The organism is Risungbinella massiliensis (genome assembly GCF_000942395.1).
Classification (GTDB): domain Bacteria; phylum Bacillota; class Bacilli; order Thermoactinomycetales; family Thermoactinomycetaceae; genus Risungbinella; species Risungbinella massiliensis.
On record NZ_LN812103.1, the window covers coordinates 100612 to 113471 of the forward strand.

The following is a 12860-nucleotide window of genomic DNA, read 5'->3' on the forward strand; positions in this document are numbered from 1 at the left end:
TTTCCACTACTTGTCCATTTCTCCAAATGCAGATTTCCTACCATCATGCCTACCACAACGAGCAGCTGCGAGGAAGTTTCCTGCATTTTTTTATGGAAAAAAGGGCCTGTAAGTAGTTTATCTTTTCTATTTGATGGAAAAGATGGAGTAATAGATTACAATGCGCTAACGTGGAAAAAAGATAGATTCTTTTCTGATTCTATCTTATTTTATACCTTTCTTTTCCGTATGTTTCCTTTCGTGCATACGCGATTGGGTTTGAGGGGGGAGTTTGGATTGGCTGGTAAACTTGTCCAGTGTGGTCGGCGTCAACGTCGAAGTTACGCCCGCATCAATGAGGTATTGGATCTACCCAACCTAATCGAGATTCAGCAAAAATCCTATCAGTGGTTTTTAGATGTTGGTCTTCGTGAAATGTTTCAAGACATTTCGCCAATCGAAGATTTCACTGGGAATTTAGTGCTAGAATTTATCGATTACAGCTTGGGTGAACCCAAATATACGTTGGAAGAGTCCAAGGACCACCAAGTTACCTATGCTGCTCCTTTACGTGTCAAAGTTCGTCTCATCAATAAAGAGACCGGTGAAGTAAAAGAGCAAGAAGTATTTATGGGGGATTTCCCGTTGATGACTGATACGGGAACATTCATCTATAACGGTGCGGAGCGTGTCATTGTAAGTCAGTTGGTTCGTTCGCCTTCTGTGTATTATAACACGAAAGTCGATAAAAACGGGAAACCAACTTATACTGCTACAGTGATTCCGAACCGGGGTGCTTGGTTGGAGCTAGAAACCGATGCGAAGGATATTATCTACGTACGTATTGATCGTACACGAAAAATCCCAGTAACGGTTCTTTTGCGTGCCCTTGGTTTTAGTAGTGATGCTGAGATTTTGGACCTGTTGGGTGATGACGAGTACATACGTAACACACTCGACAAAGACAACACAGGGAACACAGAAAAAGCACTGATCGAGATCTATGAGCGCTTGAGACCTGGCGAACCTCCTACGGCTGATAATGCACGAAGCTTATTATATTCACGCTTCTTTGATCCAAAACGCTATGATCTAGCCAATGTCGGGCGTTACAAGATGAACAAAAAACTCCACATCAAAAATCGTCTCTTGAATCAAAAGCTTGCTGAGACCATTGTGGATGCAGAAACAGGTGAGGTTTTAGCAGAGGCTGGTTCTACTTTAGAGCGTCGTCTCTTGGATCGAGTTCTCCCTTACCTGACTGGCGAACGTGCTTATGGTCTCAAAGATCATCATGTTCGTGGTGGAGTTCCAGAAGATACAGAGATTCGTCTTCAGACTGTTTCGATCTACTCCCAAGTAGATGATCAGAAAGAGATCAAGGTAATCTCTAACGCAGAAGTAGATGATAGTGTTAAGCATATTACGCCTGCGGATATTATTTCTTCCATCAACTACTTTATCAACTTGTTGCATGGAGTAGGTAGCACTGATGATATCGACCATCTCGGGAACCGTCGTCTACGATCTGTTGGGGAACTTCTCCAAAATCAGTTCCGAATCGGTTTGTCTCGTATGGAACGTGTGGTTAGAGAACGTATGTCGATTCAAGATGCGAATGCGATCACGCCTCAAGCGTTGATCAACATTCGTCCAGTAATCGCCTCCATCAAAGAGTTCTTTGGTAGTTCACAGCTTTCTCAGTTTATGGATCAGACCAACCCGTTAGCTGAGTTAACGCATAAGCGTCGTCTCTCGGCACTTGGACCTGGTGGTCTTACACGGGAACGTGCTGGCTTTGAAGTTCGAGATGTCCATCATTCTCACTATGGTCGTATGTGTCCTATTGAAACTCCTGAGGGTCCAAACATTGGTTTGATCAACTCGCTGTCAAGTTTCGCGCGGATTAATGATTATGGGTTCATCGAAACTCCATATCGCCGGGTAGATCCGGAGACGGGTCAAGTGACAGAACGCATTGATTACCTGACGGCTGATGAAGAGGATGCTTACTATGTAGCACAGGCAAATGCACAGTTGAATGAAGATAACACGTTTGCGAATGAGACTACCACAGTCCGTTATCGTGATGAAATTATCTCTGTTCCACGTGATCGAGTTGACTACATGGATGTATCACCAAAGCAAGTAGTATCTGTTGCAACGGCTTGTATTCCGTTCTTGGAAAATGATGACTCCAACCGGGCACTGATGGGATCTAACATGCAACGTCAGGCAGTACCGCTTCTCAAGCCAGAAGCACCGTTTATCGGAACTGGTATGGAGCATATTGCAGCTCGTGACTCAGGAGTAATGATCTTGGCCAAACGTCCAGGAACTGTTGAACGAGTGACCGCCGATGAAATTTGTGTTCGTCATGAAGAAGAGGTAGATGGAAAATTAGTAAAAGGCGACTTGGATCGCTATAAAATTACCAAGTTTACTCGTTCCAACCAAGGTACAAGTATCAACCAACGCCCAGTTGTTCGCAAAGGAGAAAAAGTCGTCAAGGGAACTACCCTTGCTGATGGTCCTTCTACAGAACAAGGTGAAATGGCACTTGGACGCAACGTAGTAGTAGCTTTTATGACTTGGGAAGGCTACAACTACGAGGATGCGATTCTCTTAAGTGAGAAATTGGTAAAAGAAGATGTCTACACTTCCATCCACATTGAGAAACATGAATCGGAAGCTCGTGATACGAAACTTGGTCCAGAAGAGATTACTCGTGATATTCCAAACGTTGGGGAAGAAGCGCTAAAGAATCTGGATGAGCGCGGTATCATTCGTGTTGGTGCAGAGATTAAAGCTGGAGATATTTTGGTTGGGAAAGTAACACCAAAAGGAGTTACAGAACTAACTGCAGAAGAACGTCTCTTGCATGCGATCTTTGGAGAAAAAGCTCGGGAAGTTCGAGACACCTCCCTACGTGTACCACATGGCCAAGATGGAATCGTAGTCGATGTAAAAGTATTTACTCGTGAAAATGGAGATGAGCTATCTCCTGGTGTAAATCACCTAGTACGTGTATACATCGCCCAAAAACGGAAGATCTCCGAAGGGGACAAAATGGCTGGACGTCACGGTAATAAAGGGGTTATCGCACGTATTATGCCAGAAGAGGATATGCCTTTCTTACCAGATGGCTCTCCTGTTCAAGTAGTCCTCAATCCGCTTGGGGTACCATCTCGGATGAATATCGGTCAGGTATTGGAAGTCCATTTAGGTATGGCCGCTCGATCCTTGGGACTTCATATGGCTACTCCGGTATTTGACGGTGCTACAGAGAACGATGTATTTGATACCCTAGAAGAAGCTGGGCTTGCTCGTGATGGAAAAACAGTCCTTTACGACGGTCGTACAGGTGAACCGTTTGAGAATCGCGTTACCGTTGGGGTAATGTATATGATCAAGCTGGCACATATGGTCGATGACAAGATCCATGCTCGTTCCACTGGACCTTATTCGCTTGTTACTCAGCAACCATTGGGAGGTAAAGCGCAGTTCGGTGGTCAAAGATTTGGGGAGATGGAGGTATGGGCACTTGAAGCATACGGGGCTGCATACACTCTTCAAGAGATTCTCACTGTCAAGTCTGATGATGTAGTTGGTCGTGTGAAAACGTACGAAGCGATTGTCAAAGGTGAAAATGTTCCGGAACCGGGTGTTCCAGAGTCCTTTAAAGTATTAATCAAAGAGCTTCAGAGTCTGGGGATGGATGTCAAGATCCTGTCAGGAGATGAACAGGAGATTGAAATGCGTGAGTTGGATGACGAGGATGAGCCTTCCTCTGACAACTTGCCATATGAACTAGGCGAAGAGGATGGTTTAAAAACCAATTCACAAGAGTAATTCCAAAAGGTAGAAGAGATAGAGGAAAGGAAATAGCCAATCAAGTTTCCTTTCTTCCTCTCTTAATTAGCTAAATCAAGTATATGAAACTACTTGATCTTGCTATCATCTACCAACGGGATGAATCCTGAGGGAGGAATGCCCAGTGCTCGATGTTAACAACTTTGAATATATGAAAATCGGCTTGGCCTCTCCGGAAAAAATCCGCTCCTGGTCTCGAGGAGAGGTGAAAAAGCCGGAAACGATTAACTACCGGACGCTCAAACCGGAAAAAGAAGGTCTTTTTTGCGAAAAGATTTTTGGACCGCAAAAAGACTGGGAGTGTCACTGCGGAAAATACAAACGTGTTCGTTATAAAGGCGTAGTTTGTGATCGTTGTGGGGTAGAAGTTACCCGCAGTAAAGTTCGCCGTGAACGGATGGGTCACATTGAGTTAGCTGCTCCTGTTTCGCATATTTGGTACTTCAAAGGAATTCCTAGCCGGATGGGTCTGGTACTAGATATGTCTCCTCGTTCGTTAGAAGAGATTATCTATTTTGCTTCCTATGTTGTAGTGGACCCAGGTCCTACTCCTCTAGAGAAAAAACAACTTCTGTCAGAGAAAGAATTCCGCAACTACCGTGAGAAATACGGCAAATCATTCACTGCTATGATGGGTGCAGAAGCGATCAAACGGTTACTTGGCGATATTGATCTAGACCGGGAAGTAGAACTTCTAAAAGAAGAACTTTCCACAGCGCAAGGCCAACGTCGTAATCGTGCTGTAAAACGTTTAGAAGTACTAGAAGCATTCCGTTCTTCTCTGAACAATCCAGAGTGGATGGTATTAGATGTACTTCCTGTTATTCCTCCAGAACTTCGTCCTATGGTTCAGTTGGATGGGGGACGCTTTGCAACTTCGGACTTGAATGACCTATATCGTCGTGTTATTAACCGGAACAATCGTCTCAAAAGACTATTGGATCTTGGTGCACCAGATATTATCGTACAAAACGAAAAGCGGATGCTTCAAGAGGCAGTCGATGCGTTAATTGATAATGGTCGTCGTGGTCGACCAGTTACAGGTCCTGGTAATCGTCCTTTGAAATCCCTCTCCCATATGTTGAAAGGGAAACAAGGTCGTTTCCGCCAGAATTTGCTCGGAAAACGGGTTGACTACTCAGGTCGTTCCGTAATTGTTGTGGGACCAAACTTGAAAATGTATCAGTGTGGTCTACCGAAAGAAATGGCCCTAGAACTATTCAAACCTTTTGTGATGAAGGAATTGGTAGCAAAAGGGTTAGCACATAACATTAAGAGTGCGAAACGCAAAGTAGAACGGATTCACCCAGAAGTTTGGGATGTTCTAGAAGAAGTGATTAAAGAACATCCAGTACTTTTGAACCGTGCTCCTACGCTTCACCGTCTAGGTATTCAGGCCTTTGAACCAATTTTAGTAGAAGGGCGCGCTATTCGTTTGCATCCGCTTGTCTGTACGGCGTACAATGCGGATTTCGACGGTGACCAAATGGCGGTTCACGTTCCGCTGTCTGCAGAAGCACAGGCAGAAGCTCGCTTGCTGATGCTTGCAGCACAAAACATCTTGAACCCGAAAGACGGAAAACCAGTTGCTACTCCTTCTCAAGACATGGTATTGGGTAGTTATTACCTCACTGTTCAAAAAGAAGGGGAAAAAGGCGAAGGGTCCATTTTTACCTCGATCGGGGAAGCGATCAATGCTTACCAAAATGAATATGTCTCCTTGCACTCGCGTATTGCAGTTCCGGCTAGGATCTTGAAGAAGACCTCGCTTACAGAAGCGCAAAGAAAGGCACTCTTAGTCACGACCGTCGGGAAATTGATATTCAATGAGATTTTCCCAGAGGAGTTTCCTTTCATTAACGAACCAGGTAAAAAGAATTTCCAAGCAACTCCAGATCAATACTTTATTTTTGAAAAAGGTGCCAACGTTCTAGAGTTTATTCAGGCGATGCCAGAAGTTGGTGCTCTTCGTAAGAAAGATCTAGGAGCGATTGTTGCAGAGTGCTTCCGTCGCTTTGGAACGATGATGACTTCTGTGATTCTGGATCGGATTAAGGCACTAGGATATACCTACTCTACTAAAGCTGGTATTACCATGTCTGTTTCCGATGTTAATGTACCAGAGGAAAAGCAAAATATCCTAACAGAAGCGGATCAACAAGTTCAAACAGTAATGAAACAGTATCGTCGTGGTTTAATTACGGATGATGAACGTTATGAGCGTGTTATCTCGATCTGGAGTAAAGCCAAAGATCGTGTTACCGAAGTTCTGATGAGAAACATGGGAAGATACAACCCGATCTTCATGATGGCAAACTCTGGAGCGCGGGGTAACGTTTCTCAGATTACACAGCTTGCAGGTATGCGGGGTCTAATGGCCAACCCAGCAGGTAAAATTATCGAGCAACCGATTCGTACTAACTTCCGTGAAGGTTTGACTGTATTGGAGTACTTCATCTCCACACACGGTGCGCGAAAAGGTCTTGCTGATACTGCACTGCGTACCGCTGACTCTGGTTATCTCACCCGTCGTCTTGTCGATGTGGCACAAGATGTAATTGTTCGAGAAGAGGATTGTGGAACGGATAGAGGTCAATTGGTTAGCCGAATTCAAGAAGGTAACGAAATCATTGAAGATCTATATGATCGCATTGAAGGTCGGGTAGCGTTTGAAACAATACGCCATCCACAGACCCAAGAAGTGATTGTTGGACGTAATGAAATGATCGACGAAGAGAAAGCTTCTGAGATTATAGAAGCAGGAATTGATCGTCTTGTGATCCGTTCGGTACTTGCTTGTCGTACCAAGCATGGAGTATGTAAAAAGTGTTATGGTCGTAACTTAGCACTCGGTAACCAAGTAGAAATTGGAGAAGCAGTTGGAATTATTGCTGCTCAGTCTATTGGAGAGCCAGGTACCCAGCTCACCATGCGTACCTTCCATACTGGTGGGGTAGCGGGAGACGATATTACTCAAGGTCTACCTCGTATTCAGGAGCTATTTGAAGCACGTAATCCAAAAGGGCAAGCAGTTATCAGTGAAGTGACAGGGAAAGTGATCGATATTCGAGAGGTCAAAGATCGTCGCGAAGTAGAGATCGAAGGTGAAGTAGAATCTCGTGTTCACACAGTTCCTTATGGTTCCCGTATCCGCGTAGATATAGGGGATACAGTGGAAGTCGGGGATGAACTCACGGAAGGTTCGATCGATCCGAAGGAATTACTTCGGATCAAAGGAACCAAAGGGGTTCAAGAGTATATCTTACAAGAAGTACAAAAGGTATACCGCCTACAAGGGGTAGAAATCAACGATAAGCACGTAGAGGTTATGATCCGTCAAATGATGCGGAAAGTACGTGTGATGGATGCTGGACAAACAGAGCTACTACCAGGATCTGTTGTTGATATCCATGAGTTTGAAGCAGCAAACCGTAAGACTCTCTTAAAAGGAGAAGAGCCTGCGGTTGCACGTCCAATACTTCTTGGTATTACCAAAGCATCTCTTGAGACAGAATCCTTCTTGTCTGCGGCATCTTTCCAGGAGACGACTCGTGTCTTGACCGATGCAGCGATCAAAGGAAAAGTAGACCGTCTCTTAGGGCTTAAAGAGAATGTTATTATCGGAAAACTGGTGCCAGCAGGAACCGGAATGAACCGATATCGTTCCATGAAAGTCCAAACTGCCAATGAAGTAGGGGCAGAGGACTACGGTTTACCAGAAAAAGTATTAGTAGATTAATCCGTGGATTTTTGTTAATAAAAGGGAGGAGAGGGATAACTCTCTTTCCTCCTTATCTTTTTATTGACACTCTGGTTTGTGAATGGTAAGATACTCTCGTGTGCTTGGGCCTTCATAAGTTTGACAAAAGTCAACGAGCCGGCAGTGAAACCCAAGATTTTGTTAAAACCATGATTTGCCCAGATAACAGACGCCTGCTCATGCATGGTGTTACGGATACATTGAGTCACATGAACTTCTAGTTACAAATGCTAGTTGTTTCCTTTTTGCTCATTATGATCCGCCTGGATCTGTGGTCTATAACTCTTGCTAAAGTAAGGAGGTACAAAGAATGCCAACAATCAACCAGTTGATTCGTAAAGGTCGTAAAGATAAAGTAACCCAATCTAAGTCTCCAGCACTTCAATTTGGTTACAACAGCTTTAAAAAGACCGAGGTAGCACAGAGCTCTCCACAAAAACGTGGTGTATGTACTCGTGTAGGTACGATGACACCGAAAAAGCCTAACTCCGCTCTTCGGAAATATGCTCGTGTACGTCTCTCCAACGGGATTGAGGTTACAGCTTACATCCCAGGGATCGGACATAACTTGCAAGAGCATAGCGTGGTTCTCGTGCGTGGTGGTCGTGTAAAAGACTTACCAGGGGTACGTTACCATATCGTTCGTGGTGCGCTAGATACCGCAGGTGTTCAAAACCGTATGCAAGCTCGTTCTAAATACGGTGCGAAACGTCCTAAAAAGTAAAGTAAATGATTGACTACTGAAGTTAGAAATGTTATAGAAAAGGAGGGGAAAGCATGCCACGTAAAGGACCAGTACCTCGCCGTGATACGCTTCCAGATCCTATTTACAATAGTAAGTTGGTCACTCGCTTGATCAACCGACTGATGTATGACGGGAAAAAAGGAACAGCACAAGGACTACTTTATGAAGCATTCGACCTCATTCGTGAACGTTCTGGCAATGACCCAATGGAAGTTTTTGAGCAAGCACTTAAAAACGTAATGCCAGTATTGGAAGTAAAAGCACGCCGTGTTGGTGGTGCTAACTACCAAGTACCAATCGAGGTAAAACCAGAACGTCGTACGAGCCTTGGACTTCGTTGGTTGGTGAGCTACGCTCGTCTTCGCAATGAAAAAACCATGGTAGACCGTCTTGCGAATGAAATCTTAGATGCTGCAAACAACACTGGTGCAGCTGTTAAGAAAAAAGAAGATACCCACCGTATGGCAGAAGCGAACCGTGCGTTTGCTCACTATCGTTGGTAATCTTCACAACAACCCTGTGATTAGGAAGGGAGACATATCCGATGGCACGTGAGTTCTCCTTGCAAGATACACGGAACATTGGGATCATGGCTCACATCGACGCAGGTAAAACAACTACTACCGAACGGGTTCTTTTCTATACCGGTCGCGTTCACAAAATCGGAGAAGTGCACGAAGGTGCTGCTACGATGGACTGGATGGAGCAAGAGCAGGAGCGCGGTATTACCATTACCTCTGCTGCTACTACCGCTCAGTGGAAAGGTCATCGGATTAACATCATTGATACTCCGGGACACGTTGATTTTACTGTAGAAGTTGAGCGTTCCCTCCGCGTTCTAGACGGTGCGGTTGGTGTATTCTGCGCTAAAGGTGGCGTAGAACCTCAATCTGAGACTGTTTGGAGACAAGCGGATACTTATCGAGTTCCTCGTATTGCATATGTTAACAAAATGGATATCACTGGCGCTGATTTCTACAGTGCTGTAGAACAAATGAAAGACCGTCTTCGTGCGAATGCTGTACCAATTCAATTACCAATTGGTGCAGAAAGCGAATACCTAGGTATGATTGACCTAGTCAAAATGAAGGCAATCATCTATACAGATGACTTGGGTACCACTTCGGAAGAAGTTGAGATCCCAGATGAGTATAAAGACAAAGCAGAAGAATACCGTACTGCTCTTATAGAGGCAGTTGCCGAGCTCGATGAAGAGCTAATGGAAAAATACCTCGAAGGAGAAGAATTGACAGAAGAGGAGATCGTTAGTGCCCTTCGTAAAGGTGTATGTAACGTTCAAATCACTCCAGTTCTTTGCGGATCTTCTTATAAAAACAAAGGTGTTCAACCATTGTTGGATGCAGTTATTGCATACCTACCATCTCCTCTGGATGTACCAGCTATTACTGGTGAACTACCAGACGGAACGGAATCGAAGCGTGAATCTAGCGACGAAGAGCCTTTTGCGGCACTTGCGTTCAAGATCATGACCGATCCATATGTTGGGAAATTAACATTCTTCCGTGTCTACTCCGGAACTCTCAAATCTGGCTCCTATGTAGTGAACACTACGAAGGACAAACGTGAACGTGTAGGTCGGATCCTACAGATGCACGCAAACAGCCGGGAAGAGATTCCAGAAGTTTACTCTGGAGATATTGCAGCTGCGGTTGGTCTGAAGGATACTACGACTGGTGATACTCTCTGTGATGAGAAGCATCCTATTATCCTAGAATCCATGACCTTCCCAGAACCAGTTATCGAGGTTGCAATTGAACCAAAAACCAAGAGTGATCAAGATAAAATGGGTATTGCTTTAGCTAAATTGGCTGAAGAAGATCCAACCTTCAAAGCTTACACCGATGAAGAAACGGGACAAACGGTTATTGGTGGTATGGGTGAGCTTCACCTTGACATTATCGTAGACCGGATGAAACGTGAATTCAAAGTAGAAGCAAATGTTGGTGCACCTCAGGTTGCATACAAAGAAACTTTCCGTGGCTCTGCAAAAGTGGAAGGGAAATTTGTTCGCCAATCTGGTGGTAAAGGACAATTTGGTCATGTTTGGGTCGAGTTCGAACCGTTGGAAGAGGGTGCTGGCTTCGAGTTCGTGAACAAAATTGTTGGTGGTGTCGTTCCACGTGAATACATCCCAGCAGTTCAAAACGGAATCGAAGAGTCCATGCAAAATGGTGTCCTAGCAGGATATCCTCTTGTTGACATTCGTGCAACTCTTGTAGATGGATCTTACCATGATGTCGACTCCTCGGAGATGGCATTTAAGATCGCTGGGTCTATGGCTTTGAAAGCTGCTAAGTCTAAATGTAATGCAGTACTTTTGGAGCCAATTATGAAAGTAGAAGTTACCATGCCAGAGGAATACATGGGTGACGTTATGGGGGATGTCAGCTCTCGTCGTGGACGCGTAGAGGGTATGGAATCTCGTAGCGGTGGCCAAGTAGTTCGTGCTATGGTACCTCTAGCGGAAATGTTTGGTTATGCTACAAGCCTACGTTCCCGTACCCAAGGTCGCGGTAACTTCTCAATGGAGTTCGACCATTATGAAGAAGTTCCACGTAATATTTCTGATGAGATCATCAAAAAAGCTTCAGGTAACTGATGCTTTGATCTAACATAATTTTCACAGTCTGGTGAAGCGTCCTCGCTTCCCTGACTTATACATCTTATTTAAAACTAACATTTTTCTTTTCCGATAAGGGAGGACATTAACTCATGGCAAAAGCTAAATTTGAGCGTACAAAGCCACACGTTAACATTGGTACCATTGGTCACGTTGACCACGGTAAAACCACTCTAACTGCTGCGATCACTACTGTACTTGCAACTAAAACTGGTGGAGCAACTGCTACTGCTTACGACCAAATCGATAAAGCTCCAGAAGAGCGTGAGCGTGGAATCACCATCGCTACAGCACACGTTGAGTATGAAACTGAGCAACGTCACTATGCTCACGTTGACTGCCCAGGTCACGCTGACTATGTGAAAAACATGATTACTGGTGCTGCTCAAATGGACGGTGCGATCCTCGTTGTATCCGCTGCTGACGGTCCAATGCCACAAACTCGTGAGCACATCTTGCTTTCCAGCCTTGTAGGTGTACAACACATCGTTGTATTCTTGAACAAAGTAGACATGGTAGACGACGAAGAGTTGCTTGAACTCGTTGAGATGGAAGTTCGTGAACTTCTTTCCGAGTACAACTTCCCTGGCGATGACATTCCTGTAATTGCTGGTTCTGCTTTGAAAGCTTTGGAAGATCCAAATGGCGAATACGCTGACAAAATCGTTGAATTGATGAGCGCTGTAGACGAGTATGTTCCTGCTCCTGAGCGTGACGCTGACAAAACCTTCTTGATGCCAGTTGAGGATGTATTTACTATTACTGGTCGTGGTACCGTTGCTACTGGTCGTGTAGAGCGCGGTGTTATCAAAGTTGGGGATGAAGTAGAAATCATCGGTCTTGCTGAAGAAACACGCAAAACTACTGTTACTGGTGTAGAGATGTTCCGTAAACTTCTCGACCAAGCAGAAGCTGGTGACAACGTAGGTGCACTTCTTCGTGGTGTAAACCGTGAAGACATCCAACGTGGTCAAGTACTTGTAAAGCCTGGTACTGTGAAACCACATACCAAGTTTAAAGCTCAAGTATACGTTCTTTCTAAAGAAGAAGGTGGACGTCACACTCCATTCTTCTCCAACTATCGCCCTCAATTCTTCTTCCGTACGACTGACGTAACGGGTGTTGTTCAACTTCCAGAAGGTACTGAAATGTGCATGCCTGGAGATAACGTTGAAATGAACATCGAATTGATCGCTCCAATCGCGATTGAAGATGGTACTCGCTTTGCGATCCGTGAAGGTGGACGTACCGTTGGTGCTGGTACCATTACTGCTATCTTTGAATAATTTGGTTATATAAAAAAGCTGTTGGCTATATGCCAGCAGCTTTTTGTTATGTGTTAGAGGATGTGTTATTTAAGATTTAATAAAATTATCGGAAATTAATTTTTCTTAATAGTCTATAATATTTTTACACTCGGTATTTATTTTATTTCGGTTAGGTAGGTGATTTGGAAGGAATAAATTATATGCTGAACTATTTTTGGATTGTTAACCTGATGAGGACAGTTAATATTTTGAGAAAGGGAAAGCTATAGTCCTAAAATGCTGTTTAGTGAAAAATTACTTATGAAGGCGTTTGCTTTGTACATATATGCTCCAATATTATAGTATTATACTTGCAATAGTTAAAATGAGAAAAAAACAGAAAAATTGGGAGCCTTTCAAAAAAAGTTTTTTATTTTAAATGCTTTCTCTCTCTTCATTCTTTATAATGTTGATAAATAGTTTCCGTAATTACGAAAAATCTCCCCTTCGGATTAAAATCTTAAATAGAAGGGAGGTGGTACATTTTTTCGGACAAGCATCTTAGTGTCACACAGAATGTAAAGACTCTGAGTTTTCTAGCTTATGATAAGAAAA

At 44.0% G+C, this 12860-nt stretch carries 6 protein-coding genes; all 6 read left to right on the top strand.

Annotation, left to right across the window (positions count from 1 at the left end; all coding sequences use genetic code 11):
• Nucleotides 1-276 precede the first annotated feature (276 nt).
• The 6 genes from rpoB to tuf all read left to right on the top strand — a co-directional run bounded on the left by rpoB (nucleotide 277) and on the right by tuf (nucleotide 12284).
• Entirely contained in the window at nucleotides 277-3831 is a 3555-nt protein-coding gene (gene rpoB, locus VJ09_RS11490; protein WP_456113462.1) for a DNA-directed RNA polymerase subunit beta, read from the top strand.
• Between the two features lie 145 nt (nucleotides 3832-3976).
• Nucleotides 3977-7591, top strand: coding sequence for a DNA-directed RNA polymerase subunit beta' (gene rpoC, locus VJ09_RS11495; RefSeq protein ID WP_044641872.1), 3615 nt, complete (start codon nucleotides 3977-3979; stop codon nucleotides 7589-7591).
• Nucleotides 7592-7922: 331 nt separating this feature from the next.
• The gene (rpsL, locus tag VJ09_RS11500) at nucleotides 7923-8336 is read left to right on the top strand and encodes a 30S ribosomal protein S12 (protein ID WP_044641873.1); all 414 of its coding nucleotides are present in this window, start codon (nucleotides 7923-7925) and stop codon (nucleotides 8334-8336) included.
• Nucleotides 8337-8389: 53 nt separating this feature from the next.
• Nucleotides 8390-8860 (top strand): 30S ribosomal protein S7, encoded by a 471-nt coding sequence (rpsG, locus tag VJ09_RS11505; RefSeq protein ID WP_044641874.1) that lies wholly within the window; start codon nucleotides 8390-8392, stop codon nucleotides 8858-8860.
• A 41-nt stretch (nucleotides 8861-8901) separates the two neighbouring features.
• Nucleotides 8902-10977, top strand: coding sequence for an elongation factor G (gene fusA, locus VJ09_RS11510; protein WP_044641875.1), 2076 nt, complete (start codon nucleotides 8902-8904; stop codon nucleotides 10975-10977).
• 113 nt (nucleotides 10978-11090) lie between these two features.
• Nucleotides 11091-12284 (top strand): elongation factor Tu, encoded by a 1194-nt coding sequence (gene tuf, locus VJ09_RS11515; RefSeq protein ID WP_044641876.1) that lies wholly within the window; start codon nucleotides 11091-11093, stop codon nucleotides 12282-12284.
• Nucleotides 12285-12860 lie beyond the last annotated feature (576 nt).

Bases quoted from the DNA above. Each gene is read 5' to 3' on its own strand.
- rpsL (WP_044641873.1), top strand. From the start codon at position 7,923: ATGCCAACAATCAACCAGTTGATTCGTAAAGGTCGTAAAGATAAAGTA.
- rpsG (WP_044641874.1), top strand. From the start codon at position 8,390: ATGCCACGTAAAGGACCAGTACCTCGCCGTGATACGCTTCCAGATCCT.
- fusA (WP_044641875.1), top strand. From the start codon at position 8,902: ATGGCACGTGAGTTCTCCTTGCAAGATACACGGAACATTGGGATCATG.
- tuf (WP_044641876.1), top strand. From the start codon at position 11,091: ATGGCAAAAGCTAAATTTGAGCGTACAAAGCCACACGTTAACATTGGT.